Genomic DNA, 24,962 nt, shown 5'->3' with positions numbered 1-24,962 from the left:
CTGCCGGCCGGCGGCCGGCACTACCAGGAAATGGGTAGCTGCCAACCTTGGTTGGCAACATTCTTCCAGAAGCGCCAACCAAGGTTGGCAACTACCAGATCCAAGCCTCAACGCACGTCGCGCAGTTCCCAGTGGCTGCCGGCCAGCAGGCGCAGGCGCTGCTTGAACACGTCACTGTCGATGCGGGTGGTGGCGACGAGGTTGATGCGCAGGTCCTTCTGCTCGCCGGTCACGGTGGCATCCGGGTCGGTCACGCCCCACTGCGGTTCCACCGCATCCGGGTCGGGCTGCTTGGCCTTCCAGCGCTCGAACAGCGTGCCGCTGCGCAGGGCGTCCTGCAGCTCTTCGGCGAAACCGGCGGCGCCCTGCGAATGGAAGGACAGGTCAGGATCGTTGCCGCGGGCCTTGGACGGGTCGGGCAGGCTGATGTGGTACTGCGCAGGCATGGAGTTCTCCTTGAAGTGCGGCAAGACTGGCACAACCGCGGTGGAATCGATGTGCAGAATCCGGCCGTGGCCGGCGCTCATTCGAACCGATGTGGCCCATCGGCGAAGCCCACGGTGACTGCGCCCTTGCCGACGTTGACCATGCCGGTCAGGCTCATCACCGATTCGTACACGGTCACGCCGTGGGCGGCGCAGACCTCCTTCATCTGTGCATAGCCGGGCAGGGTACGCAGCTCGTCCAGTTCGCCGCCGTAGCTGACGCACACCGTCGGTGTCATCAGCCCGGCACGCACACGTTGGCCGACCACCGCGAACAGCTTCTGCACGGCGTTGTCGAAGCCCTTGATCTTGGCCACCGGCCCGGTCTCGCCGCGGTAGCCATGCAGCACCGGCTTGATGTCCAGTGCGCTTCCCAGCGCTGCACTGAGCAGGCCGACACTGCGGTCACCCTTGTGCCGCGCACGTGCGCGCATGTAGTACAGGTCGCGGGTAACCATGTAGCCATGCACGTTGCCCGCCAGTTCCTCCAATCGTTCGCGGATCTGCTGCACGCTGGCGTTGCTGTCGCGCAGTCGCACCGCTTCCACCGCCGTTACCGCCTGGGCAGCGAACAGGTTCTGGGTATCGAGCACGCGCAGCGCGAACGGCGAGTTGTAGCCCGCTGCCTGACGCACCGGTTTGTAGTCGTTGAGGATGGCGAAGCTGGCCTGCAGCGCGTTGTCGTGGATCGGGCTGCGGGTCTTGGTGATGGTCATGCAGAACACGTGGTCGTAATCGATCACCAGCTGCTGCAGGAACAGGTCGCGGATCTGGTTGACGCTGAAGGGGATGGTCTCCGCCTCGGCGCCATGTTCGGCCACATGCGCGTGCAGGAAACTCAGGGTGGCCTGCTCATCGCGATGATCGGCCAGCACGGCTTCGCCGATCCGTACGGTGATCGGCAGCAGCACGATGTTGTGCTCGGCAATGAAGGCCTGCGGCAGGTCGCAGGCCGAGTCGACGACGATTCCGATGCGCATCCGCGGCTCCCCCTCCAGGGCGGTAGTAGGTTCGGAAACGTGAAATCTATCTCAAAATCTGCCGTGGCGCGCGAGGGAAACGCGCCACGCCCCGCTCAGCGGCTGCGCTGGACTGCCACCGGCAGGCTGGCCAGACGCTGCCATTCGGGTTGCTGCAGCAGGCCCGGATCGGCCAGTACCGCGGCCATCAGCGGATGCGCATCGTTGCCCCAGAACAGTTCCCCGTCGATCGCCAGGGTCGGCACACCGAACACCCCGGTGCCAATTGCGGCCTCGGTGTTGCGCCGCAGCTGCTCCTTCACCGCCGGGTCGGCGATGGCACTGGCGACATCCTCGATACCCAGCCGCGCGGCCGGTTCGCGCAGGGCCTCAGGGCTGTCGCCCGCGTGGCCTTCGCGCCAGATCCAGTCGAACAGCACGTCCACCGCTTGCGTGCCGGCGCCAGCGGCCAGGCACAGGCGCAGGGCGGACAGCGGGTTGAATGGGTGGCCCGGCGGGAAGTGCAGCGGCGTGCCCTCGGCCTGTGCGTTCCATAGCAGCTGGCGGTAGATGAAACGACGCTTGGCCGGAATCTCGGCCGGGCCCAGGTTGCCCAGGTGATGCAGTACCGCACCGAAGGCGATCGGCACGGTCTGGATCTGCCCGAACTGTGGCAACTGCTTCAGCTTCTGCCAGTGCAGGTAGGAATAGGGTGAGACGAAGTCGAAGTACCAGCGCAATGTCGCCATCGGTGTGTCCTCGTGTGCGGTCAGGGCTGCGCGTTGCGCTGCAGGTAGCGGTCGCGCAGTTCGGTCTGGCGCGAGCGCATCGGCATCGCGCGTCCGCCCAGCCAGACCTGTTCGGCGTAGTGCGCCACATCCAGCGGGTCGCCCTCCCACAGCACCAGGTCGGCACGCTTGCCCGGCTCGATGCTGCCGATCTGGTCGGCCACGCCGAAGGCCTGCGCCGGGACCCGGGTCAGCCCGGCCAGGCCGTCGGCCCACGGCAAACCGTTGGCCACCGCGTTGCCGGCCAGCTGGCGCATCTTGCGCGCGTTGTGGGTGGCGTCGCCGCGCTGCGCGAAGGAAACCGCCACGCCGGCACGCTGCAGGCGCGCGGCGTTTTCCAGGGTGGCACCGAGCTGGTCGAAGCTGGCCGGCAGGTTGGCCAGCACGTCGACGAACACCGGCACGTGCGCAGCGGCCAACTCCGGCGCCACCTGCCACGCTTCGCTGGCACCAGCGATGGCGATCTTCACCTTTTCGCGGGTGGCCCAGCGCAGCAGTTGGCGGATGTCGGCGGCGCGATCCACCTCCACCACGATGCGGCCCTGGCCGGCCAGGTAGCGGCTGAGTGCGCGACGCCCGGCCGGCGTCAGCAGTGCGTGCGGCGAGTCCGCAGCCACCTGTCCGCGTGCTTCGTCGATCATCTGCTGCAACAGCATCCATTGCGCGGCGCGTGAATGCCCGGTCAGTTCGGAGGCTGCCGCGCCGATGCGCAGGAACAGGGCACGCGGGCCGATCGGGTCGATGCTGCCATCGAGTCGCATCACACCGCCCTGGCCGGCGACGAAGCCACCGCCCGGGGTCGCGCCGAGTGCGGTGAAGCCGATGCCTTCCAGGCGCGTCACCGGAATCAGTACCGAGGCCGGGTTGTAGGCCAGGGTCACGTCGAACTCGGGTCGCAATGGCTGATCGCTCATTTTCAGCGAGCTGTCGACGGTACTGGTTTCAACCAGGACCTCCTCGATCCCGGTCTCGGTGATGCCACCGAACAGCGCCGGTGTCAGCGGGCGGCCATTGGCCTCCACCACGGTTGCGCCAGCCGGTGCCGACAGCCCGCTGCCCACCGCGCGGATGATGCCGCCCTGCACGAGTACATCGGCGTTCTGCAGGCTGCCGCGCGCGCTGGCGGTATGCACCGTGGCGTTGCGCACCAGCAGGTCCTGCGCCTGCGCGGATGCGCAGATGCAAGACAACGCCATGACCGTAGAACCGAGCCATGCCCGGCTGCCCTTCGCGGCAGACTGCACCAACTGCTTGAGCGCCGCCATCAGCGCACCTCCTGGCCAAGCTGGAAATCGGAACGCGGCGTCGCCGCCGGTGCGCTGCGGTCGTACAACCTGCGGCCATCAATGAAGACCTGCTCGGCCAGTGCATACGAACTGAACGGGTTGCCGTTCCAGACCACCACATCGGCCATCTTGCCGGCTTCCAGGGTGCCGGTCTGCCCTTCGATGCCCAGCGCCTTGGCGGCGTTGGCGGTCATCCAGGTGATGGCGTGCTCGGGCGTGATCTCCGGCATGCGCGCGCGTCGCGCGGACGCCATCACCTTGGCCGCTTCCTGGTTCAGGCGCTGGATGCCTTCGGGTGAATCGGAATGGACGATGGCGCAGCTGTTCTTCGGCCGGTCGACCAGCGCAATGTTCTCCGGAATGCCATCGAAGGCTTCCATCTTGAAACCCCACCAGTCGGCCCAGAGTGCGCCGCAGACGCCGTCGGCGGCCAGCCGGTCGGCCAGCTTGTAGGCCTCCACGCCGTGGTGGAAGGCGGCCACCTTGAAGCCGAATTCCTTGGCGAGGTCGAGCATGGTGGCCATCTCGTCTGCGCGGTAGCAGTGGATGTGCACGCGGATGTCGCCTTCGATGGCGCCGGCCAGCGTGTCCAGCTTGAGATCGCGCTTGCCGCCGGCATCACCCGCGCTGTCGCCCTTGTCGCTGCCGAACCAGCCCTTGCGCTTGGCCGGCTTCGGCTTGTTCTTGGCGATGTAGTCGGCGGCATCGATGAAGGCGGCACGATAGCCGGCCACGTTGCCCATGCGCGTGGCCGGGGTCACGCCCTTGCCTTCGCCATAGACCCGCTTGGGGTTCTCGCCGCAGGCCATTTTCAGGCCCCAGGGTGCACCGGGGAACTTCATCGCCTGGTAGGTGACGGCCGGGACGTTCTTCAGGGTCACGCCGCGGCCACCCACCAGGTTGGCCGAGCCGGGCAGCACCTGCATGCTGGTCACGCCGCCGGCCAGTGCGGTGGCGAAGCCGGGGTCCTGCGGCCACACCGAGTGTTCGGCCCAGACGTTGGCGGTGACCGGCGCGGTCATCTCGTTGCCGTCGCTGTGCGCGCCGACGCCGGGGCTGGGGTACACGCCCAGGTGCGAGTGCACGTCGATCAGCCCGGGGGTGACCCACTTGCCCTGTGCATCGATGCGGGTGACGCCGTCGTCGGCCTGCAGCTGGGGCCCGACGGCAACGATACGGCCCTCGCGCAGCAGCACGTCGGCATTGTCCAGGCGCTGGCCGGTGCCGGTCAGCACAGTGGCGTTCTGGATCAGTACCGGCGCATCGGGATGCGCCTGGTAGGTGCTGGGGTAGGGATCGGCGACGAAGCGCGAGGCGCCCACCGCCGGAGCCGTGCTCAATGAGAGCAGTGCCAGGGCTACCCCGGCGCGCAACAACGTCGATGCCATGCAGTTCCCCTTGCAGTCCGGTCCAATCTTCGACGCTAGCCCGGAGGCGGCGGGCTTGCCAAGTGACCTTCTTCACAGGCCTGCCGACGGTGGCTCGACGGCACCGGCCGCGTGCCCGAAAATACCCGGCCCCCCGCCGTACCGGACTGGCCATGAAGAGCAAGCAGGAAATCGTCGACAACTGGCTGCCGCGCTACACCGGCGTGCCCCTGGACCAGTTCGGCCAGCACATCCTGCTGACCAACTTCGGCGGCTACCTGCATACCTTTTCCGAGCTGACCGGGGCGCCCATCATCGGCCTGGACCGGCCGATGGCCAGCGCCACCATCGATGGCATCACCATGATCAACTTCGGCATGGGCAGCCCCAATGCCGCGATCATCATGGACCTGCTGTCGGCGGTGATGCCCAAGGCAGTGCTGTTCCTGGGCAAGTGCGGTGGCCTCAAGCGCAAGAACCAGCTGGGCGACCTGGTGCTGCCGATCGCTGCGATCCGGGGCGAGGGCACCTCGGGTGACTACCTGCCGCCGGAAGTGCCGGCGCTGCCGGCGTTCGCACTGCAGCGTGCGGTCTCGACCATGATCCGCGATCTCGGCCACGACTACTGGACCGGCACCGTCTACACCACCAACCGCCGGGTCTGGGAACACGACGAGGCCTTCAAGGAACGGCTGCGGGCGATGCGCTGCATGGCCATCGACATGGAAACGGCCACCGTGTTCGCCGCCGGCTTCGCCAACCACATCCCCAGCGGCGCGCTGCTGCTGGTCTCGGACCAGCCGATGATCCCCGACGGGGTCAAGACCGAGGCCTCCGACGCCAAGGTCAGCTCCCAGTTCGTGGAAAACCATATCCAGATCGGTATCGAGGCGCTTAAGCTTATCCGGCGCAACGGCAAGTCGGTCCGCCACCTGCGCTTCGACGAATGATGATGATGGCCTGGCGCGGCGCGCCGGCCCTGGGGAGTAGGTGATGGACGTTGCCGCGCAAGTGGTGGATTTCTGGAAGGAAGCGGGCCCTGCGAAGTGGTTCACCCGCGACGATGCCTTCGACGCGCAGTTCCGCGGATTGTTCCTGGATGAACATTACGCTGCGGCGTCGCGCGCGCGCGAGCATTGGCTGGGCAGTGCCGAAGGCGCGCTGGCGTTGATGCTGCTGCTGGACCAGTTCCCGCGCAACTGCTTCCGCGGTACCGCCCACTCCTATGCCACCGATGGCCTGGCGCGGCATTACGCCATGCGCGCGATCGAGGAAGGGCTGGACCTGCAGCTGGTACCGAAGCTGCGTGCCTTCATCTACCTGCCGTTCGAGCACTCCGAGGATCCGCTGGACCAGGACCGTTCGGTGGCGATGTTCGATGTGCTGGGTGACAAGGAATACCTGCAGTACGCCGAACTGCACCGCGACATCATCCGTCGCTTCGGCCGTTTCCCGCATCGCAATGCCGTGCTCGGCCGCATTCCCTCGCCGGAAGAACTCGATTACCTGGCCGAAGGCGGATTTGCCGGCTAAGAAAAAGGGGACGGAGGGGATTAAGTCGTTTGTGCCATAAACGACTTAATCCCCTCCGTCCCCTTTTTCAGTGCCGATCAGTACTTCGGCACGCCGTTGTCCACGTCTTCCGACCAGGCATTGATGCCGCCGGTGACGTTGAACACCTTGGTGAAGCCCAGGGCGCGGAACTGCTCGGCGGCCTGCGCGCTGCGGCCACCGTGATGGCACATGAAGGCCAGCGCGGTGTCCTTCGGCAGGGCTTCCAGCGCGGCGCGGCCGTTGCCGTCGAAGGTCTTGAACGGCACGCCCACGGCGGCGATCTCACGCTCGTCGGCCGGGCGCACGTCCACCAGGGTGATGTTGCCGGCACGCACCAGGTCGTCGGCATCACGCACGCTGATTTCCTGCACCGGCTTGGGCGCATTCGGGTTGTCGATGGCCAGGCCCTTGCCGCGGATGTCGTCCACCCAGTCGATGGTGATGCCGTTGGCGCGACGGGCGCTGGCCAGGTCGAACTGCACGCGCAGGCCGTTGGACTCGGCGGCAATGGCGCCTTCATCATGCGGGGCCAGCTGGAAGTTCGGCTGGAAGCCGGCGTCGATGCTCAGCTGCAGGGCGGCGCCCGGGGCGTCGGCCAGCGCGCCTTTGAGCATTTCCACGGCGGCCGGGGTCACGGTGATGCTCGGCGGGGTGCGGTCCGGCGCGGCCAGGCCCAGCACGCTGCTCAGCTCGCCGCTGGCGGCCATCTGCAGCACGATGTCGCTGCCGCCGACCAGTTCGCCGTCGATGTACAGCTGCGGGATGGTCGGCCAGTCGCCGTAGGCCTTGATGCCTTCACGGATTTCCTGATCGGCCAGCACGTTGACGTGGGCGAACTCGACGCCGAGGTCCTGCAGGCGCCCACGGCCTTGGCCGAGAAACCACACTGCGGCATCGACGGCTGGCCCTTCATGAACAGCACGACGCGGTTGGCGTTGAGGATGGATTCGATGCGCGAACGCAGGGCGGGATCGAGGGACATGGACGTCGGGGTTCCGGGAATTCGAATCATCAATTCTAACCCCCATGGCATCATGGGGGATGAGCAGCGCAGGAACATTGCATCGCATCCCGGCACGCCCCTGGCGGTGGCTGCCCTGGCTGGTGGCGTCGCAACTGGCCGTGATCCTGGCCTGGGCACTGGCCGGCTGGCAGTGGGGCCTGCCGCTGCTGGTGGCCAGCCATGCGCTGTTCGTGGTGCCGGTATTCCTGCCCAACAGCCGTTTCTATGCACCGGTGCTGAGCCGGGTGCCGGATGCCGGCAACAGCGTCTGGTTGACCATCGACGACGGCCCCAGCCCGGAAACCCGCGCCGTGCTCGACCTGTTGGACCGCCACCAGGCCCGTGCCACCTTCTTCCTGGTGGGGGAACGTGCGCTGGCGCAGCCGGAACTGGTGGCCGAGATCCTGCGCCGTGGCCACGACCTGGGCAACCACAGCCACAGCCACCCGCAGGCACGTTTCTGGCGGCTGGGCCCAGCGGCGATGCGCGCCGAGATAGAAGGTTGCCAGCACGCGCTGCAGGACCTGGGGGGGCAGCCGGTGCGCTGGTACCGCTCGGTGGTGGGCATGACCAACCCATTCGTGGCACCGGTGCTGCAGCGGTTGGGTCTGGTCCGGGTGGGCTGGAGCGCGCGCGGCTACGACGGGGTCGGCTGCACCACGCAGGGCGTGCTCGACCGCCTGCTGCCGGACCTGCGCACGGGCGCCATCGTGCTGCTGCATGAGGGGGCCGCACACGGCCACAACCTGGAGATCATCGAGCGCGTGCTGCAGGCCCTGGACGAGCGTGGATTGAAGGCGCAGCTGCCGGTCCCGTGACGGCGAGCCCTGGTGGTGTAGAACAGCCGAGCATTGGCTCGGCGCTACAAGGGTTGGCGACCATCCTGCAGTGCCCGAGCCGATGTTCGGACGGCGGTGCGCAGCACCGGAAGACGTCGCAGGGCAGCCGAGCATTGGCTCGGCGCTACAAGGGTCGGCGCCCATCCTGCAGCGCCCGAGCCGATGTTCGGACGGCGGCGCGCAGCGCTGGCACATGCTGCGCTTGGCCCTACAACGCGGGGCGTTCGGCCACCAGCAACCAGCTGTTGAACGGCGTGCGTCCATGCAGAGGGCGCGGTGCCGTCACCTGCAATCCGGCTTCGCTCAGCGTCGCCTGCAGCACGTTCGGATCGGGGTAGTGGCAGGGTCGCGTGTCCATCCAGCCGACCAGCCAGGCCAGCCGGTCGGCCACCCGCGTGGTGCGGTCGCGGCCATCGCCGGTGGCGAGGGGCGTACGCAGCAGCAGGCGCCCACCGCGGGCAACACGCGCACTGGCGGCGCGCAGCAGCGCCTGCTGCGCACCCGCTTCCAGGTATTGCAGCACATCCAGCAGCAATACGTGCCCGGCCCGGGCCGGCAGCGGCGCCTGCAGGTCCAGACAATCGAAGTGCACATCGTCAAGCTGGGTGGCAGCACGCCGGGCGCGTGCGATCTTGGCGGCATCCAGGTCCACACCCAGGTAGCGCCGGGTGTCGCCGCGCTGGCGCAGCACGTGGGCAAACAACCCCAGCCCGCAGCCCAGGTCCAATACCGGATGCCCGTCATCGGGAAGCTGCTGCAGCGCGCCGCCGTACAGGGGATCGCTGCCGAGCTTGCTGCGGGTATAGAAGTAATCGCTGCGGTTGCCCCAGACCCGTACCGGGCGGAACGCCTCGGCAATGGAACGCGCCTGTGCGTTCGTCAGTGCAGTGCAGGGCAGCGGCGCGCCAGTCCGTGGCAAGCCGCCCATCGTCTCAGTCCGCTGCGCCGAGCAGGTGCGCGGCCACCGACAACGCCCGCTTGCTCCACAGCGCGTACATCCGCGCCGAAGGGTGCAGGCCATCCTCGGCGATCATCGTCGGGTCTTCGCCCTGCGCGCGGCTGATGTCGGTGATGTCGACGAAGGCCACACCGTGCCGGGTACTGATCACCTCGGCGGCGGCATTGAACTCGTCGGTCTCGATCTCGATCGCGGCCAGGTCGCGTCCGCTGCTGGCGCCGAACGGGGTCGCACCCCAATCGGGGAAGGACAGCACCAGCACGCGGCCAGCATCACCGCCCGCGAAGCCGATCGCCCGCTGCAGAAGCGCCTGGAACTGGCTGCGGTATTCGTCCAGCGGACGCCCGCGGTACTGGTTGTTGACGCCGATCAGCAGGCTGACGAAATCGAACGGCCCCTGCGGCGCGGCCGCATCGATGCCAGCATCGAGTTCGTCGGTGGTCCAGCCGGTGGTCGCAATGGTCTGCGGGTCGGACAGCTCAATGCCCTGCGCACGCAGCGCGGCGGCCAGCTGGTGCGGCCAGCGGCCTTCGACCGCAACCGCTTCACCGATGGTGTAGGAATCGCCCAGGGCCAGATACGACAAGCCCATCGATCAAGCCACCGACCGGCGGGGCTTCAGCGGCACCACCTTGGTGGCGTCTTCGGCACGGCGGGCGAGGGCGCGGTCGATACGGGCGAACACGTCGCGCATCACCGACGCCTCCGGCAGCAGGGTCACGCGGAAGTGATGGCGGTAAGGCACGTTGAAGCTCGAGCCCGGCACCACCAGCACGCCGTCGTTGTTCATCAGGTCCAGCGCGAAATTATGGTCGTCGAAGCCCTTGGCGGCGGCGCCGACCACGGCCGGGAACGCGTACAGCGCGCCGGCCGGCGCGACCAGCGACAGGTGTTCGCTGGCTTCGCAGGCCTCGATCACCGCGCGGCGGGTTTCATACAGGCGGCCGCCCGGCGTGCACAGTTCGGAAATGGTGTCCGGGCCGTTCACCGCGGCTTCGATGGCGTACTGGCCCGGCACGTTGGCGCACAGGCGCAGCGCGCCGAGCAGGTCCAGCGCGGCGCGGAAGTCGCCCAGGCGCGCGTCGTCGCCGCTGAGGTGGGCCCAGCCCACGCGCCAGCCGCAGGCACGGTGCACCTTGCTCAGGCCGCTGAAGGTCAGGCACGGATGGTCGCCGGCCAGCGGCGCGACCGGCTGGAACACCGCGTCGTCGTACAGGATCTGGTCGTAGATCTCATCGACCAGCAACAGCAGGTTGTGGCGTCGTGCGATCTCGACCACGCGCTCCAGCAGTTCGCGCGGGTAGCTGGCGCCGCTGGGGTTGTTCGGGTTGATCAGCACGATGGCGCGGGTGCGCGACGACACCAGCGTCTCGATTTCGCTCGGGTCCGGCTGGAAGCCGTTCTCGGCAGCGCAGCGGTAGTACACCGGGCGGCCATCGTTGAGGATGGTCGAGGCCGACCACAGCGGGTAGTCCGGCGAGGGCACCAGCACTTCATCGCCCGGGTTGAGCAGCGCGCGCAGCGACAGGTCGATCAGCTCGCTGACGCCATTGCCGACGAACACGCGGTCCGGGTGCGCATCCGGTGCGCCACGACGGGCGTAGTAACCGGCGATGGCCTCGCGCGCCACCGGCAGGCCCTGCTGATGGGTGTACGGGTCGGTGCGGCCCATGTCGTCGGCGATCGCACGCTGCAGGTGCTCCGGCGCGCGGAAGCCGAAAGCGCCCGGATTGCCGATGTTGAGCTTGATCAGCTTGCGGCCCTGCGCCTCCAGCTCCCGGGCTCGCCGCGCCAGTTCTCCGCGGATTTCGTAGCGCACTTCGGAAAGGCGCTCGCGGATGGCCAGGGGCTTGGGCGAGTTGGTGGACATGGGAGCTGGGCCGTCAAAAGGCATGGGGCTTCCATCCTACCGGAATTGCTGCAATGCATGGCAAGGGCGCCGGGCCCGTCATTGCTGGGCTGGCAGGGCGCCGGCACAGGTAGAATGGCGGCGATGACCCAGACCCCCGATTTCATCGCCCTGCAGACCATTGGCTGGCCCTGGCCGGGCCCGGCGCAGCAGGCCGACTGGCAGGCCGCGATGGCCGCACATCCGCAGGCCCGCCCGGCGCGGGTGATCGAACAGCACCGCACCCACTACGTGGTGGCCGATGGCCCGGATGCGTCGATCAAGGCCGAGTCGCTGCCGGAATGGCAGCGCCCGCGCTTCCCCAGCCATGAACGGCCGGCGGTGGGTGACTGGGTGCTGCTGGACGGCATCCGCATCGTCGCGCTGCTGCCACGCCGCACCGCGATCAAGCGAGGCGCCGCCGGTGAGCACTACCACCAGCAGGTGATCGCGGCCAACATCGACACGGTGTTCATCGTCTGCGGCCTGGATGCCGACTTCAATCCGCGCCGCATCGAGCGCTACCTGCTGCTGGTCGGCGGTGGCGGTGCCGAACCGGTGGTGGTGCTGACCAAGGCCGACCAGACCGAATACAGCGAGGACGCACTGGCAGTGCTGGAAGAGCTGGAGATGCAGGGTATCGCCCTGCATGCGATCAACGGTCTGGATGCCGACAGCGTGGCGGTGCTGCAACCTTGGCTGGGCCCGGGCCGCACGGTGGTGCTGGTCGGTTCCTCAGGTGCCGGCAAGTCCACGCTGACCAACACCCTGCTCGGCGAGCAGCGGATGAAGACCAACGCGGTGCGCGCGAACGATTCGCGCGGCCGCCACACCACCACCCATCGCGCGCTGATGCCGCTGCCGATGGGCGCCTGCCTGATCGACACCCCCGGCATGCGCGAGCTGAAGCCGACCGGTGAAGAGACGCTGTCCGAAGGTGGCTTCGCCGATATCGAAGCGCTGGCCGCGCAGTGCCGTTTCAACGACTGCAAGCACCAGCAGGAACCGGGCTGTGCCGTACGCGCAGCGATCGACGCGGGCGAGATCGAAGAGAGCCGGCTGCTCAACTACTTCAAGCTGAAGGAAGAAGTGGCCGCCGCCGCCGCCAAGCTGGCGGTGCGCCAGGCCGAGACCGCGCAGGAGCGTGGCGGCAAGAAGGGCAAGGGCCAGCAGTTCCGCCCGGCAGGCAAGCCGCGTAGGCGCTGATCGGTACCGCGGGGTCGGATCCCATTGCGCCGCAATGGGCGCTGACCCCTGCAATGAACCCGCCTCTGCCTGCTTCGGGCGGGTGCCAACTGCCCGCTCCTGGTAGGTGCCAACCTTGGTTGGCACGGGTGTGTCCGAAGCCCGCCGTCGGCGGATGCCAACCAACGTTGGCACCTACCAAAGCAAGGGCAGGGCGCTATAGTCCGCGCATGGAACCGACTGCGACGCTGGACCGTGACGTGGCCCACCATGCAGCGCTCGATGCGCGCCTGGTCGAGGCCGTGGGAGGCATCCGCCTGCTGGGCCTGACCAGTTGGCCGGCAACGGTGCAGGCACCGTTCCTGGACAGCGTGGCACGTGGCCAGCCGGTGCTGCCGAAGGTGGATTACCCACGGCTGGACTTCAGCGAAGAACGTCGCGCGCTGGGCTCGATCGCCGCCGACTGCGACGACACTCATCCGCTGGGCCACTACGTGCGGCAGTCAGCGCAGAGCTGGGACCTGGCCGCGCAGCTGCTGGAAGGGCTGGGCACCGCCGCCGTTGATACCTGTTCGGTGCAGCTGTTCGGCGCCCCCGAGCAGCCGCTGCCGGGCAATGGCCCGAGCACGCGCGAAGCGGCGCGCCACTTCATCCAGATTGCCGCCGAACTGGACCACGAACTGCTGGCGCCGGAAGAGCAGGTGCCGGTCTCGGCCATCGCCCTGCAGCTGCAGCTGCAGAATGATCTGGATGCGTTCTTCGAATCGCGCATCATCCAGGTGCAGCTCGACCCGGAACTGGTGTCCAAGGCCGCTGCCGGCCCGACCCGCATCCGGCTGCGCACCAGTGCGCGCTTCAGCGCCTACGACCGCGCGCAGCTGTTCCACCACGAAGCGCTGGTGCATTCGCTGACCGCATTGAATGGCCGCGAACAACCCGTGCTGCCCAGCCTGGCATTGTCGTCGCCGCGGGTAACGGCCACCCAGGAAGGGCTGGCCACCTTCGCCGAACAGATCACCGGCAGCATCGACATCGAGCGCCTGAAGCGCATCAGCCTGCGTACCGAAGCGATCGCCATGGCGCGCGAAGGCGCCGATTTCATCGAGGTATTCCGCTACTTCTGCGATGCCGGACAGAACCCGGAAGAGAGTTTCGCCTCGGCGCAGCGCGTGTTCCGTGGGGTACCGCCGAGTGGCGGCCTCGCCTTCACCAAGGACACGGTGTACCTGCGCGGACTGGTATCGGTGCACACCTTCTTCCGCCACATGCTGGCCGAGGACCGCCTGCAGGTCTGCCGCTGGTTGTTCGCGGGCAAGATGAGCCTGACCGATGCGATCGCGTTCGCGCCGCTGTTCGAGTCGGGGGTGCTGAAGCCGCCTCGCTGGCTGCCGCACTGGATGAGCCGGGCGAACGGCCTGGCCGGCATGCTGGCGTTCTCGCTGTTTGCCAACCGGATACGAATGGACCAGCTGGCGCCGGAATGAAATGCGTTGGCGGATCCTCCTGTGCCTGCCTGCTATCGGCTGGGAGGAGGCGGGGCACCCTGGCCAGGACACGCAAAAGCCCCTCCATGGTGCTCGATGGCGCCTTGCTCGCGTGCGCCGTCCTGCGCACACGGCAAGACCGGGGTTGGGCGTCCTGCCCAACCCGCCAGTCGCATGCGACTGGCCCATGGCGCCAACGGTCCTGACCAGGGTGCCCCGCCTCCTCCAGACAATTTCCTGCGGGCGCGGCAGCAGGTCCACCAGAGGAATTGCGCTTGAAGAGCTTGAAAAGCAAAGCGCCGGGCAATGCCCGGCGCTTTGCTTTTGCTCTTGCTTTCCATTGCCTCCGCGCCGGCGCAGGGGATTGTCGAGCGAGGTGGGACGGGCCGAGGCAGGACCGTGAGGCGCATGGATGCGCCGACCGAGCCTACATGGACGTACTTGCGGCGTGTCCTGCCTCGGCCCGTCCCACCTCGCCCCGCTGCGGTACTGATGCGCCGCAGCGCCCGCTTTTGATTTAGAACTCCGCCGCCACCGTCATGAACAACTGCCGCGGCGCGCTCGCATGGATCGCATAGCGCGTGCCCTTCGGATCGGTCGGCGCGAACGAGCTCAGCTGGCCGGCGTAGCGCTTGTTGGTCAGGTTGGTCGCGTTCAACGACACCCGCACGTTGCGCAGGCCCAGGCCCGGGCCAAAGTCGTAGCCCGCACCGGCGTCGAAGGTGGTCACGCCCGGCACCGACTGGTCGTTGGTGTAGGTGTAGTAGCGCTTGCCGGTGTACTTGGCACGCAGGCTGGCGAAGAAGCCATCGCGGTTCCAGCTGATTTCACTGGAGGCCATGCGCTGCGGCGTATCCACCGTGATCTTGCCGGCCACCGGTACGATGGCGCCGCCCGAGGTGTAGTCATCCTCGTAGGTGGTCTTGTTCCAGGACAGCGCGTTGTACCACTGCAGACCGTCGATCGGCTTGAGGATGAAGGTCAGCTCCGCACCGTGGCTCTTCACCGAGCCGACGTTGATGAAGCGCGTCACGCACTCCGGGCGCGTGCCGACCTCGATGCTCGAGCACGGGTTCAGCGACAGCAGGCGGTTGTCGAACTTGACGTTGTAGGCCGCGATCGACGCCTGGTACTTCTCGCCGAAGGTACGGAAGCCGGCTTCCAGGCTCTTGGACTTCTCCGGCTCCAGGCCGGCGCTGGCCGCGAACGATTCCGGCGATACCTGCAACGGGCCGCCGCTGCCACCGCCGACGAAGGCGGCGATGTTCTCGGCATAGGAAGCGAACAGCTCGTTGTTGGCGTTGAGCTTGAAGCCCAGGCCCAGCTGCGGCAGCACCGATTCCTTGGCGGTCAGCGTGCCCGACGCAATGCGGGTTTCAACGCCCGGCTGGGCGGTGGCGCGCATGCGGGTGTTCGGGCTCTTGATGCCCACATCCACGGTCAGGCGCTGGTCCAGGAAGCGCATGCGGTCCTGCACGTAGAACTGGCGCGTGCGGATGTCGAAGTCCTGGTTGAACAGCAGGCGGTCCGGGTTCTTCAGATACACGTCGTCCAGGAACGGGCCACTGATGTAGTAGAAGTTGCGCGAGACGTTGTGGTCGTTCTGCTCGTACCACAGGCCGGCTTCCAGTTCGTGGATGCCCACCGTCCACGACAATGCGGCGGTCAGGCCATCGCGGTTGATCGTGTAGTTGGTACTGCGGATCGAGATCGGCAGCATCTTGTCGGTGCCCGGGTAGGATGGCTGGCCCGGTGCCCACCAGTGGCCCTGGCCACGGTTGTCGTGGTGATAGGCCAGCAGCTTCAGGCGGCCCTGCTCGCCCAGGCGCAGGTCCGCATCCACCGAGTACAGGTTGTCGTCGCGCAGCGCACGGCTCTGGTAGTACGCGTCGTCGATGCTGTTGACGCCGCCGCTGAAGGCGCAGCGTGCCTTGTTGTAGGTGCCCGGCGCGCAGTACGCGGCGGCGACGGCGCGATCCCAGTCCGGTGCATAGATGTTCCAGTCATAGCCCAGGCCGCGGGCCAGCATGTCCTTGGACAGATAGGCGTAGTTGGCCTGGCTGGCGCGCGAGGTGGCCACGAACGCACCGAAGCGGTGATCGCCGACGTTCCACACCGCCTTGGCGTTGAACTGGCGGGTGGTCTGGTTCTGGTACGGCGCGGCCCACATGTCCTGGTCCTGGTGCACGCCGGACACGTAGGCCGAGAAGCCGTTGATGTCGCCGGTATCCACGCGCAGGTAGCCACGGCGCTGGCTGTCGTCGCCAACGGTGACGCTGGCGCGGCCACCGAATTCGGTGGACGGGTCCATCGAGAAGTACTGGATGGTGCCGCCCAGATTGCTGGTCGAGGCCACGCCCAGCGAACCGATGCCCTGCGACAGCTCGGCACCGGCCAGGTTCTCGGCGATGATCGCGCGGGCGATGCTCAGGCCGTTGTAGTTGCCGTAGCTGTTGTCGCCCAGCGGAATGCCGTCCAGCGTGTAACCGAGGCGGCTCTTGTCGAAGCCGCGCAGGCTGATGGTCTGCGATTCCTCGTTGGCACCGAAGGCATCATTGGACTGCACCGACACGCCCGGCAGGCGGTCGAGGATCTTCTGGCCGCTGGTGCCCGGCGGCAGCACCTGCTTGTCGACGGCGGTGATGCGCTGCACCTGGCGGGTCTCGCCCTGGCCGATCACGGAGACGGTATCCAGCGTCTGCGCGCTCAGTGCGGCATCGGTGCTGGCGCCGGTATCGGCGGCGGTGGCGGCATGGGCGCTGGCGGCGGCGGAGAGCGCGATCGCCACGGCGATCGTCAGGTGTCGGGTCTGCATGGTGGTCCGTTGCATTGGGGGTGGTCACCGGCACGCGTGCGCGGTGCATGGCCACTATGCGAACGGAACATGAAACCTTCTTTACGGAAAACCAACGAACGGTGCAGGGCCGCCGTGCGTGTCCTGCAACATGTTCGTCATGGTGGTAGGCCGGTGGGAATCAGAAGCGCTCACCGGGCCAGCTGAATTTGAGCTGGTCCATGCAGTCACGGTCATGTTCGGAGAATGAGAACCCGATCTGGATGCCGTTCACTACCGTGCCGAACACCGTCGACTCGTCCAGGCTATGCCCTGACGGCACGGAAAGGACGTTGAAGTCGGGGTAGCGACGACCCATCTGCTTTCGCGAGATGCAGGCGCCGCTCAGCCGCAGCGTGATGCCTTTGATGATTCGCCCCGACGCATCGGTGTAGATCTGGCCAGAAGGCCCCTTGATCCTCCCGGCGACCACGAAGGGCGCCAGATCAATGGTGGCGCTGTCGCCCCGGCCCCTTCTTGCTTCCGAGCGCGAGCCGGCCGGCGCCAGTGGCGATAGCTGCGCGACAAGGTCAGAGCGTGCCAGCTGCAAGGACCAGCGTTCCACGAGCCGCCATGTTGCATCCGCCTCATCCGCAGTGGCAGCAGGTGGGGTGGCCGCCAGTGGCGGGGTGGCGACCACAAGAAGCGCAATCAGCAATGCACGCATGCCAACCTCCTTGATCCGCGATTCCGGCCGTTCATCCATCGGGCTCGGCGAGCGTTGGAGGTATAGCACCGGTTCTGCCGATGTGTCGGGCAATACGTCCCGAAAATGCAGAAACAAAAAGGGGCCGGATCCCCCTCGCAAGCGAAGGTTCACCGGCCCCGCGCACTCCGTGGGGGAGGCGGTCCACGCCTTGCGTGGAGACGGGCTCAACCCATGTACAGGCCACCGTTGACCGGATAGTCGGCGCCGGTCACGTACGAAGCTTCATCCGACGCCAACCACGCACACAGGCCAGCTACTTCCTCCGGGCGTCCCAGGCGGCGCACCGGCACCGAGGCGGCCAGCCGGTCCAGTACATCCGGCGGGAAGCCGCTGATCGCCTGGCTGGCGATGTAGCCCGGCGACAGCGTGTTGACGGTGACCCCGCGCGAGGCCACTTCCGCCGCCAGCGCACGGCTGAAGCCGTGCATCGCGGCCTTGGCGGTGGCGTAGTTCACCTGCCCGATCTGACCCTTGTGGGCGCTGACCGAGCCGATGTTGATGATGCGCCCCCAGCCCCGCGTGGCCATGCCATCAACCACCTGCTTGGTCAGGTTGAACAGCGCATTGAGGTTGGAGGCGATCACCGCGTTCCAGTCCTCCACCGTCATCTGCCGGAACAGCAGGTCGCGGCTGCCACCGGAGTTGTTGACCAGCACGTCCACTTCACCGACTTCGGCGCGGACCTTGGCGAACGCGGCGCTGGTCGAGGCCCAGTCGGTGGCGTTGCCTTCGGAGGCGATGAAGTCGAAGCCCTGTTCGCGCTGCTCGCGCAGCCAGTTGGCCTTGCGCGGTGAGTTGGGCGCGCAGCCGGCAACCACGGTGTGGCCGCTGCGGGCCAGGCTCTGGCAGATGGCAGTGCCGACACTGCCCATTCCACTGGTGACGTAAGCGATTCGAAGCGTCATTGCAGAAGTCTCCTTGGCAAAGGGTCAGGCGGCGAGGGGATACAGGCCGAACAGCAGGCTGCCGATCATCAGCAGCATCGAGATGGCGATGGCCCACTTCAGGGTGAACTTCTGGTGGTCGGCGAATTCGACCTTGGCCAGGCCCACCAGCAGGTAGGTGGACGGCACCAGCGGGCTGAGCAGGTGCACCGGCTGGCCGGCCAGCGAGGCGCGCGCCATCTCCACCGGGGTGATGCCGTAGTTGCTGGCCGCCTCGGACAGGATCGGCAGCACGCCGAAGTAGAACGCGTCGTTGGACATGAAGAAGGTGAACGGCATCGATGCCACGGCGGTGATCACCGCCAGGTACGGGCCCCACGATTCCGGAATCACGGCCAGGAAGCTGTGCGACATCGCCTCTACCATGCCGGTGTTGTTGAGGATGCCGGTGAAGATGCCTGCGGCGAAGATCAGTGACACCACCGACAGCACGTTGCCGGCGTGGTTGACCACGCGGCGGCGCTGCTCGGCCAGGTTCGGATAGTTGATCACCAGGGCGATGGCGAAGCCGACCATGAACAGCACCGGCATCGGCAGCACGCCGATGATCAGCGCGGTCATCAGCGCTACGGTCAGCGCAAGGTTCACCCACAGCAGCTTCGGCCGCTTGATGTCTTCGGCGTCCTCCACCGACGGCAGCGCGTTGTTGTCATCGGACACGCTGTTGTCCATCCAGCTGCCACCCTGCGGCAAGGTCACCACACCCAGGCGGCGGCGTTCCTTCAGGCCCAGGTACCAGGCCAGCAGCAGCACGCCGGCACAGGCGATCACCATCGACGGGATCAGCGGCACGAACACGTCGGCCGGGTCCACGTGCAGCGCGGTGGCCGCGCGTGCGGTCGGGCCACCCCATGGGGTCAGATTCATCACGCCGCCGGCGAGGATGGTCACGCAGGTCATGTTCAGCGCGTTCATGCCCAGCCGCTGGTACAGCGGCAGCATCGCCGAGACGGTGATCATGTAGGTGGTCGAGCCATCACCATCAAGCGAGATCAGCATCGCCAGCACCGCGGTGCCGAGCACGATCTTCATCGGATCGCCCTTGACGAAGCGCAGGATCACCCGCACCAGCGGATCGAACAGGCCCGCATCGATCATCACCCCGAAGTAGAGGATGGCGAACATCAGCATCACGCCGGTCGGCGCGATCTTCTTGATGCCCTCCAGCATCATCTCGTCGATGCCGGCGCCGAAGCCACCGATCAGCGCGAACAGGATGGGGATGGTGATCAGGGCGACGAGCGGCGACAGGCGCTTGCTCATGATCAAGTACATGAACGTAATGACCATGCCAAAGCCGAGGATGCTCAGCATCATCTGCGGACTCCTTGCGAAAACAGGACGTGGGGGAGTGGAAGGCGCCCGGGCGGCATGCCCGGGAATCCGGGCTTAGAAGTCGTACTGCAGGCGTCCGGTAACCGCGCGCGTGCGGTCCACCGTCACCCCGGCCAGGCGGTCGCGGTTGCGGCTTTCGATCACGTTGAGCATGAAGCGCAGGTTGTCGCGCAGGTACCAGTTGCCACCCAGCGTCCAGGCTTCGGTGCTGCCGCGGCGCAGGTCCGGCGCGCCGTCGAGATGCTGCGCACCCCACATCTGGTCGTAGCGCAGCGCCAGTTCGAAGGCGCCGGCCTTGTGGCGGATGTCCTTCACTCGCGCGAAGCGACCGGTCTTGCGGTCGTAGGCGCGGCTTTCGCCGGTCACGAACCAGCTGAGCATGCCGTAGGCGGCCATCACATCGCCACGCTGGGCGCCGTCATCGAAGGTGGCGCCACTGAACTCGCCCTGCCACGACAGCGGGCCGCGCACCTGCGCGTACTCCAGCGACCACTTGTTGACGTCGGTATCGCGGCCGGCGGAGAAGTCGACCAGGGTCAGGCGGCTCTCGTCGGACAGGTGGCCGGCCGGGCGCGGGCGGATGCGCAGGCCGGGCACGCCGTTTGCGCCGGGGTTGTCGTAGGCCTCGCGGGCCAGCGACAGGCCCAGGTGCAGCACGTCGCCGTCGCTGGGCGAGGGTGCCCAGGTGACGCGGCCACCGGCAGCGCGCCCCTTCACCTGCCAGGCGTCGATGCTTTCCAGGCTGTAGAGGCTGGCCGCCCAGGTGAAGTCACCGGGGTTGGCCTGCCATGACGCACCCAGGCGGTACAGCGGCGCCAGCGTGGTGCCGGCGTTGCCGCGCTCCAGGAAGCTGCCGTAGTTGGAACTGGTGCGGTCATCCAGCGAGAAGTACTGCTTGAACTGGCCCACGGTCAGCTTGCCGGCCTTGCCGAAGCTGCGTGCCAGGTACACGTCCTTGGCCTCGACGCGGTCGCCGGAGAAATCGGCTTCCAGCTTGTAGTCGACCACGAAGAACTTGCCGGACACGTCAACCCACGCACGGCGGATTTCGGTGTCGTCCTTGTTCGGGGTGCCGCGGTTGTCGTTGTCGAAGGTGGCGAAGTCCAGGTGCAGGCGGCCACCGAGGGTGGCGGTGACCGGACGGTCGTCTTCGGCGGCAAAGGCCGGCGCCGACAGGGCAGCCAGCGCCATCATGGCGGCAGGACGCCGCCAGGCAAACGTGAATTCCACAAACCCTCCCAGGTGCGCGCCAGGCGCGCGGCAATCGTGGGCACCGGACGGTGCGCGGCCGCAGTCTGGGTCGGGCAAGCTGTCATCGTCCTGTCAACGGATTGTGCGGTGCAGCGTAAAGCGACCCGCTGCTGCCTCCGGACGGGGCGCGGCGAGCGCGGCAGCGGCATGCGGTAGCATTCGTTTCCCCTCCCACCCCCGTGCCCATGCGCCTGCTGCTGGTCGAAGACAACCCGGATCTGGCCGATGCGATCATCCGCCGCATGCGCCGCAGTGGGCACGCCGTGGACTGGCAGGCCGATGGCTTGGCGGCGGCCAGCGTGCTGCGTTACCAGAGCTTCGACCTGGTGGTGCTGGATATCGGCCTGCCCAAGCTCGATGGCCTGCGCGTGCTGGCGGGCATGCGCGAGCGCGGCGACAGCACACCGGTACTGATGCTGACCGCGCGCGATGGCATTGAAGACCGCGTGCAGGCGCTGGATGTCGGCGCCGACGACTACCTGGGCAAACCGTTCGATTTCCGCGAGTTCGAAGCGCGCTGCCGCGTGCTGCTGCGGCGTGCACGTGGCCAGGCCAGCGAAGTGGTGCAGATCGGAGGCTTCCAGTTCGACAACGCGGCGCACCGGGTGAGCCTCGACGGCGAACCGATCGAACTGCCCAACCGCGAATACCGACTGTTGGAGATCCTGGTCGGCCGCCTCGGTCAGGTGGTCGGCAAGGACGAGATCGGCAATGGCCTGTTCGGCTTCGACGACGAAGCCGGCCCGAACGCCATCGAGCTGTATGTCGGTCGCTTGAGAAAAAAAACTGGCCAGTGCGCCGTTGCGCATCACCACAGTGCGCGGCGTCGGCTACCTGCTGGAAGCCAGCGATGGCGGCAGCGACACCGATGGCTGACGCACGCGCTGCGAACGCCGCACCGGGTTCGTTGCGGCGCACGCTGCTGCTCTACCTCGGCGCGCTGCTGGCAGTGTTCGCGGTGGCCCTGCTGTTTGCCGCGCGCGGCTATGGCCAGCGCGCCGCCAACCGTTCCTACGATCACCTGCTGGTGTCCTCGGCGTTGTCCATTGCCGATTCGGTGGCCTTGGTCGATGGCCAGTGGCAGGTCGATCTGCCCTATGCCGCGCTGGACCTGCTGGCGATGGCCCCGGAAGACCGTGTGTTCTATCGGGTCGCAGACAGCCGCGGCAACCTGATCACCGGCGATGGCGACCTGCCGGCGCCGCCGCGCCGGCCCGGCACGCAACCGCAGCTGTTTGATGCGGCGTACAGCGGCGAGACCGTGCGCTTCGTGGTGGTCGGCCGCAGTTTCGCCGCCGCCTCGGCGCAGGGCGAAGTACAGGTGCAGGTGGGCCAGACCCGGCGAGCGCGAGAAGCGGTCGCGCAGGACATGGTCAACCGTGCATTGCTGGCGATCGGCGTGCTGTCCGGGCTGCTGCTGGCGCTGGTGGCCTTTGGCGTGCATCGCGCGTTCCGGCCATTGGTGCGGGTGGAACGCGAGCTGTCGCGCCGCGAGCCGTCCGATCTGAAACGGCTGGATGCGCGCGTGCCTCGCGAGATGGACCAGATGGTGGCGGCGTTGAACCGCTTCATGGAACGACTGTCCAGCAGCAACGAGACCTTGCGCGCGTTCATGGCCGAGGCCGCGCACCAGATGCGTACGCCGTTGGCTGCCCTGCGCGCGCAGGCACAGCTGGCGCTGGATGACGACGACCCCGAAGACATGCGGCGCAGCCTGCAGGCGATCGAGCGCAATGCCACCCACATGAGCCGGTTGTTGAACCAGCTGCTCAGCGATGCCAGTGTGATCCATCGTTCGCATCTGCAGCGCTTTGCGGCGGTGGACCTGGCCGAGACCGTGCACCAGGCCCTGCATGAAGCGCTGCCGCAGGCCAGCCCGGCGCCGCGCGTACAACTGGCGATGACCGCCGAACCCGTGCAGGTGCATGGTGATGCACTGCTGCTGCGCGAGGCGATCAAGAACCTGGTCGACAACGCACTCAAATACGGCGGTGACGGCCCGTTGCAGATCGCGTTGACCGTGGAAGGCGGGCAGGCCGTGCTGACCATCGCCGACCATGGCGCCGGCATCGCGGCCGCCGATGCCGAGCGCGTATTCGAGCGCTTCGCCCGTGGCGAAGGCGCGCCGTCCGGTGGCGCCGGGCTGGGCCTGGCCATCGTCAAGCGCGTGGTCGACAGCCATGGCGGCCGCATCGACCTCAGCAACCGCCCGCAGGGCGGGTTGATCGCCACCATCCGCCTGCCCCGGAGCAGTCCATGATCCGCCTGTTCGCTGCTGCCGTTGCCTTGCTGTTGGCCGTGCCGGTGCTTGCAGCACCGGGCGACGTACGCCGCTTCCCGGCCCAGGCAAAGGCCACTGCGCAGCTGCGCATCCACGGCACCACCGACATCGAAGTGTTCGCGGTGGTGATTGCCGATTACCAGCGGCTGCACCCCGGCACGGAAGTGGTGTACGAGGACATCATCACCCAGGACCTGTACGCACGTTACCTGCACGACCGCGGCGGACCGGCATCGCCGGACCTGCTGATCTCCAGCGGCATGGACCTGCAGACCAAACTGGTCAATGACGGTCACGCGCTGCCACACCGTTCGGCGCAGACCGCCGCGCTGCCGGCCTGGGCGCAGTGGCGCAACGAGGCATTCGGCATCAGCTATGAGCCGGTGGTGATGGTCTACAACACCCGCGCGATGCCTTCGGCCAAGGTGCCGCACACGCGCCGCCAGCTGTTGGACCGGCTGCGCGCGGAGGGGGCGCCCCTGCGCGGCAAGGTCGGCACCTATGACATTGAGCGCAGCAGCGTCGGCTACCTGTTGGCGACCCAGGATGCGCAGCGCGGCAGCATTGCCGGCGCGTTGCTGGGCGCGCTCGGCGACAACGACGTGGTGCGCGAGGAGCGCACCGGTGTTCTGCTGGACAAGGTCGCCAGCGGACAGCTGTCGCTGGTCTACAACGTGCTCGGCTCCTACGCGCAGGCGCGCATCGACGCGGGTGCGCCGCTGGCGATTGTGGAGCCCGAGGACTACACCCTGGTGGTGCTGCGCACCGCGGTGATCCCGCGCACCGGCCCACACCCGGAAGAAGCGCGACGCTTCCTCGATTACCTGCTGTCCCCGCGAGGCCAGCAGGTCCTGTCGCGCGAGGCGCGGCTGATGCCGATCGTGACCGGCAACGCACGTGGCGACGATGCGCCCGGCCGCAGCCGCCGTCCGATCCAGCTCGGCCCGGGCCTGCTGGTGTATCTGGACGCACTCAAGCGCCGCCAGTTCCTCGATGCCTGGCGCAGCAGCGTGGAGCCGGCAGGGCGCTGAGGCTCCGGCCTGCCCGTACAATGGCCGCATGAGCGAATACACCATCCTGATCGCCGATGACCACCCGCTGCTGCGTTCGGCGGTGGTGCAGTCATTGCGGCAGAGCCTGCCGCTGGCGCAGGTGCGCGAGGTCGCCAGCGCCGAGGCATTGGCCGAAGCACTCGACGCGCACCCGGACGTGGACCTGGTGCTGCTCGACCTGACCATGCCCGGTGCACACGGTTTCTCCGCGCTGCTGCACGTGCGCGGCTCGCATCCGGACATCCCGGTGGTGATCCTCTCGTCCAACGATCATCCCCGGGTGATCCGCCGTGCCCAGCAGTTCGGCGCGGCCGGTTTCATCCCGAAGTCGGCCCCGGCCGAGACCATCGGCGAGGCGGTGCAGGCGGTGCTCGATGGCGGCCTGTGGTTCCCGGCGATGGCCGCCGAACGCTCCGAGGCCGACGCACTGCTGGCCAGCCGCCTGGCGCAGCTGACCCCGCAGCAGTTCCGCGTGCTGCTGTGCCTGGCCGATGGCCTGCTCAACAAGCAGATCGCCTACACGCTGGGGTTGGCCGAGAACACGGTGAAGGTGCATGTCACTGCGATCCTGAAGAAGCTCGAATGCCACAGCCGCACACAGGCAGCGGTACTGGTGAAGGCGCTGGAGCCTGAGGGCGACGCCGGCACCGGGTTGTAGTTTCCAGCCAACGGCGCCGCCCCTCGTGGGTGGACACGTAGAGCAGTTCATGGGTGAGGCCGGGCAGGTGGACTGCACAGGGGCCGCTGCAAGTACGTCCATG

The 24,962-nt window shown here is 67.5% G+C and carries 21 protein-coding genes and 2 pseudogenes; 9 read left to right on the top strand and 14 right to left on the bottom strand.

The features are described from left to right. Positions 1-107: 107 nt before the first annotated feature. The 5 genes from FQS62_RS18660 to FQS62_RS18640 all read right to left on the bottom strand — a co-directional run bounded on the left by FQS62_RS18660 (position 108) and on the right by FQS62_RS18640 (position 4,906). Positions 108-446, bottom strand: coding sequence for a hypothetical protein (locus FQS62_RS18660; RefSeq protein WP_005414449.1), 339 nt, complete (start codon positions 444-446; stop codon positions 108-110). 77 nt (positions 447-523) lie between these two features. Continuing rightward, on the bottom strand, positions 524-1,465 hold the full coding sequence (locus FQS62_RS18655; protein ID WP_049448834.1) for a DegV family protein: 942 nt from the start codon (positions 1,463-1,465) through the stop codon (positions 524-526). A gap of 95 nt (positions 1,466-1,560) precedes the next feature. Then, positions 1,561-2,193: a 2-hydroxychromene-2-carboxylate isomerase gene (locus tag FQS62_RS18650; RefSeq protein ID WP_057500548.1), complete on the bottom strand. Its 633-nt coding sequence runs from the start codon at positions 2,191-2,193 to the stop codon at positions 1,561-1,563. 20 nt (positions 2,194-2,213) lie between these two features. Beyond that, positions 2,214-3,497 (bottom strand): amidohydrolase family protein, encoded by a 1,284-nt coding sequence (locus tag FQS62_RS18645; protein ID WP_099590001.1) that lies wholly within the window; start codon positions 3,495-3,497, stop codon positions 2,214-2,216. Continuing rightward, positions 3,497-4,906, bottom strand: a complete 1,410-nt coding sequence (locus tag FQS62_RS18640; protein ID WP_049448830.1) for an amidohydrolase — start codon at positions 4,904-4,906, stop codon at positions 3,497-3,499. Before FQS62_RS18640 ends, FQS62_RS18645 begins: the two co-directional genes overlap by 1 nt. Positions 4,907-5,058: 152 nt before the next feature. Here FQS62_RS18640 and FQS62_RS18635 point away from each other — a divergent pair, with 152 nt between their 5' ends. After that, on the top strand, positions 5,059-5,835 hold the full coding sequence (locus FQS62_RS18635; protein ID WP_049415280.1) for an AMP nucleosidase: 777 nt from the start codon (positions 5,059-5,061) through the stop codon (positions 5,833-5,835). Between the two features lie 43 nt (positions 5,836-5,878). Then, complete coding sequence (locus FQS62_RS18630) at positions 5,879-6,418, top strand: DUF924 family protein (protein ID WP_049448828.1); 540 nt, start codon at positions 5,879-5,881, stop codon at positions 6,416-6,418. A 77-nt stretch (positions 6,419-6,495) separates the two neighbouring features. On the opposite strand, the pseudogene grxD reads toward FQS62_RS18630, so the two are convergent. Continuing rightward, a pseudogene (gene grxD / locus FQS62_RS18625) lies at positions 6,496-7,421 on the bottom strand (Grx4 family monothiol glutaredoxin). Positions 7,422-7,480: 59 nt separating this feature from the next. Between grxD and FQS62_RS18620 the strand changes: the two are divergent. After that, positions 7,481-8,260 (top strand): polysaccharide deacetylase family protein, encoded by a 780-nt coding sequence (locus tag FQS62_RS18620; RefSeq protein ID WP_208043008.1) that lies wholly within the window; start codon positions 7,481-7,483, stop codon positions 8,258-8,260. Positions 8,261-8,489: 229 nt separating this feature from the next. Here FQS62_RS18620 and FQS62_RS18615 read toward each other — a convergent pair whose 3' ends face one another. The 3 genes from FQS62_RS18615 to FQS62_RS18605 are packed head-to-tail and all read right to left on the bottom strand — an operon-like array spanning position 8,490 to position 11,109. Beyond that, entirely contained in the window at positions 8,490-9,209 is a 720-nt protein-coding gene (locus FQS62_RS18615; RefSeq protein ID WP_208043009.1) for a class I SAM-dependent methyltransferase, read from the bottom strand. Positions 9,210-9,213: 4 nt separating this feature from the next. Then, positions 9,214-9,831: an SGNH/GDSL hydrolase family protein gene (locus FQS62_RS18610; protein WP_208043010.1), complete on the bottom strand. Its 618-nt coding sequence runs from the start codon at positions 9,829-9,831 to the stop codon at positions 9,214-9,216. Between the two features lie 3 nt (positions 9,832-9,834). Further along, positions 9,835-11,109, bottom strand: a complete 1,275-nt coding sequence (locus FQS62_RS18605; RefSeq protein ID WP_164158631.1) for a pyridoxal phosphate-dependent aminotransferase — start codon at positions 11,107-11,109, stop codon at positions 9,835-9,837. 114 nt (positions 11,110-11,223) lie between these two features. Here FQS62_RS18605 and rsgA point away from each other — a divergent pair, with 114 nt between their 5' ends. Together rsgA and FQS62_RS18595 are read left to right on the top strand one after the other, a co-directional pair. Next, the gene (gene rsgA, locus FQS62_RS18600; protein WP_049448338.1) at positions 11,224-12,333 is read left to right on the top strand and encodes a ribosome small subunit-dependent GTPase A; all 1,110 of its coding nucleotides are present in this window, start codon (positions 11,224-11,226) and stop codon (positions 12,331-12,333) included. Between the two features lie 209 nt (positions 12,334-12,542). Continuing rightward, positions 12,543-13,796 carry a flavohemoglobin expression-modulating QEGLA motif protein gene (locus FQS62_RS18595; protein WP_107380401.1) on the top strand — a complete coding sequence of 418 codons (1,254 nt, stop codon included), beginning with the start codon at positions 12,543-12,545 and terminating at the stop codon, positions 13,794-13,796. 517 nt (positions 13,797-14,313) lie between these two features. Here FQS62_RS18595 and FQS62_RS18590 read toward each other — a convergent pair. The 5 genes from FQS62_RS18590 to FQS62_RS18570 form a co-directional block, all read right to left on the bottom strand. Beyond that, the gene (locus FQS62_RS18590; RefSeq protein ID WP_208043011.1) at positions 14,314-16,611 is read right to left on the bottom strand and encodes a TonB-dependent receptor; all 2,298 of its coding nucleotides are present in this window, start codon (positions 16,609-16,611) and stop codon (positions 14,314-14,316) included. Positions 16,612-16,771: 160 nt separating this feature from the next. Continuing rightward, complete coding sequence (locus FQS62_RS18585; RefSeq protein ID WP_208043012.1) at positions 16,772-17,296, bottom strand: hypothetical protein; 525 nt, start codon at positions 17,294-17,296, stop codon at positions 16,772-16,774. A gap of 206 nt (positions 17,297-17,502) precedes the next feature. After that, positions 17,503-18,243 carry an acetoacetyl-CoA reductase gene (gene phbB, locus FQS62_RS18580; protein ID WP_057500557.1) on the bottom strand — a complete coding sequence of 247 codons (741 nt, stop codon included), beginning with the start codon at positions 18,241-18,243 and terminating at the stop codon, positions 17,503-17,505. A 24-nt stretch (positions 18,244-18,267) separates the two neighbouring features. Continuing rightward, the gene (locus FQS62_RS18575) at positions 18,268-19,596 is read right to left on the bottom strand and encodes a CitMHS family transporter (RefSeq protein WP_057500562.1); all 1,329 of its coding nucleotides are present in this window, start codon (positions 19,594-19,596) and stop codon (positions 18,268-18,270) included. Between the two features lie 75 nt (positions 19,597-19,671). Then, positions 19,672-20,811 carry an OprO/OprP family phosphate-selective porin gene (locus FQS62_RS18570; RefSeq protein ID WP_208043015.1) on the bottom strand — a complete coding sequence of 380 codons (1,140 nt, stop codon included), beginning with the start codon at positions 20,809-20,811 and terminating at the stop codon, positions 19,672-19,674. A 242-nt stretch (positions 20,812-21,053) separates the two neighbouring features. On the opposite strand from FQS62_RS18570, the pseudogene FQS62_RS18565 reads away from it, so the two are divergent. The 4 genes and pseudogenes from FQS62_RS18565 to FQS62_RS18550 all read left to right on the top strand — a co-directional run bounded on the left by FQS62_RS18565 (position 21,054) and on the right by FQS62_RS18550 (position 24,859). Further along, positions 21,054-21,744: pseudogene (locus FQS62_RS18565) on the top strand (response regulator transcription factor). Next, positions 21,737-23,128, top strand: coding sequence for a sensor histidine kinase (locus FQS62_RS18560; protein WP_208043013.1), 1,392 nt, complete (start codon positions 21,737-21,739; stop codon positions 23,126-23,128). The pseudogene FQS62_RS18565 and the gene FQS62_RS18560 overlap by 8 nt, the downstream one beginning before the upstream one ends. Next, positions 23,125-24,180, top strand: a complete 1,056-nt coding sequence (locus FQS62_RS18555) for an ABC transporter substrate-binding protein (protein ID WP_049448326.1) — start codon at positions 23,125-23,127, stop codon at positions 24,178-24,180. The genes FQS62_RS18560 and FQS62_RS18555 overlap by 4 nt, the downstream gene beginning before the upstream one ends. Positions 24,181-24,208: 28 nt before the next feature. Then, complete coding sequence (locus tag FQS62_RS18550) at positions 24,209-24,859, top strand: response regulator (RefSeq protein WP_049448343.1); 651 nt, start codon at positions 24,209-24,211, stop codon at positions 24,857-24,859. The last annotated feature ends 103 nt before the right edge of the window (positions 24,860-24,962 follow it).

Source organism: Stenotrophomonas sp. SBJS02 (assembly GCF_020428325.2).
Taxonomy (GTDB): domain Bacteria; phylum Pseudomonadota; class Gammaproteobacteria; order Xanthomonadales; family Xanthomonadaceae; genus Stenotrophomonas; species Stenotrophomonas africana.
The sequence above is the reverse complement of the archived record's forward strand: the minus strand, read 5'-3'. Positions and strand labels throughout refer to the sequence as shown.

Excerpts from the sequence above, each read along its gene's own strand:
- FQS62_RS18550 (WP_049448343.1), top strand. The coding sequence starts at position 24,209 with ATGAGCGAATACACCATCCTGATCGCCGATGACCACCCGCTGCTGCGT.
- FQS62_RS18570 (WP_208043015.1), bottom strand. The coding sequence starts at position 20,811 with ATGATGGCGCTGGCTGCCCTGTCGGCGCCGGCCTTTGCCGCCGAAGAC.
- FQS62_RS18660 (WP_005414449.1), bottom strand. The coding sequence starts at position 446 with ATGCCTGCGCAGTACCACATCAGCCTGCCCGACCCGTCCAAGGCCCGC.
- FQS62_RS18575 (WP_057500562.1), bottom strand. The coding sequence starts at position 19,596 with ATGCTGAGCATCCTCGGCTTTGGCATGGTCATTACGTTCATGTACTTG.
- FQS62_RS18655 (WP_049448834.1), bottom strand. The coding sequence starts at position 1,465 with ATGCGCATCGGAATCGTCGTCGACTCGGCCTGCGACCTGCCGCAGGCC.
- FQS62_RS18645 (WP_099590001.1), bottom strand. The coding sequence starts at position 3,497 with ATGGCGGCGCTCAAGCAGTTGGTGCAGTCTGCCGCGAAGGGCAGCCGG.
- FQS62_RS18615 (WP_208043009.1), bottom strand. The coding sequence starts at position 9,209 with ATGGGCGGCTTGCCACGGACTGGCGCGCCGCTGCCCTGCACTGCACTG.
- FQS62_RS18595 (WP_107380401.1), top strand. The coding sequence starts at position 12,543 with ATGGAACCGACTGCGACGCTGGACCGTGACGTGGCCCACCATGCAGCG.
- FQS62_RS18605 (WP_164158631.1), bottom strand. The coding sequence starts at position 11,109 with ATGTCCACCAACTCGCCCAAGCCCCTGGCCATCCGCGAGCGCCTTTCC.
- FQS62_RS18635 (WP_049415280.1), top strand. The coding sequence starts at position 5,059 with ATGAAGAGCAAGCAGGAAATCGTCGACAACTGGCTGCCGCGCTACACC.
- FQS62_RS18650 (WP_057500548.1), bottom strand. The coding sequence starts at position 2,193 with ATGGCGACATTGCGCTGGTACTTCGACTTCGTCTCACCCTATTCCTAC.
- FQS62_RS18620 (WP_208043008.1), top strand. The coding sequence starts at position 7,481 with ATGAGCAGCGCAGGAACATTGCATCGCATCCCGGCACGCCCCTGGCGG.
- FQS62_RS18585 (WP_208043012.1), bottom strand. The coding sequence starts at position 17,296 with ATGCGTGCATTGCTGATTGCGCTTCTTGTGGTCGCCACCCCGCCACTG.
- FQS62_RS18640 (WP_049448830.1), bottom strand. The coding sequence starts at position 4,906 with ATGGCATCGACGTTGTTGCGCGCCGGGGTAGCCCTGGCACTGCTCTCA.
- FQS62_RS18560 (WP_208043013.1), top strand. The coding sequence starts at position 21,737 with ATGGCTGACGCACGCGCTGCGAACGCCGCACCGGGTTCGTTGCGGCGC.
- phbB (WP_057500557.1), bottom strand. The coding sequence starts at position 18,243 with ATGACGCTTCGAATCGCTTACGTCACCAGTGGAATGGGCAGTGTCGGC.
- FQS62_RS18630 (WP_049448828.1), top strand. The coding sequence starts at position 5,879 with ATGGACGTTGCCGCGCAAGTGGTGGATTTCTGGAAGGAAGCGGGCCCT.
- FQS62_RS18610 (WP_208043010.1), bottom strand. The coding sequence starts at position 9,831 with ATGGGCTTGTCGTATCTGGCCCTGGGCGATTCCTACACCATCGGTGAA.
- rsgA (WP_049448338.1), top strand. The coding sequence starts at position 11,224 with ATGGCGGCGATGACCCAGACCCCCGATTTCATCGCCCTGCAGACCATT.
- FQS62_RS18555 (WP_049448326.1), top strand. The coding sequence starts at position 23,125 with ATGATCCGCCTGTTCGCTGCTGCCGTTGCCTTGCTGTTGGCCGTGCCG.
- FQS62_RS18590 (WP_208043011.1), bottom strand. The coding sequence starts at position 16,611 with ATGCAGACCCGACACCTGACGATCGCCGTGGCGATCGCGCTCTCCGCC.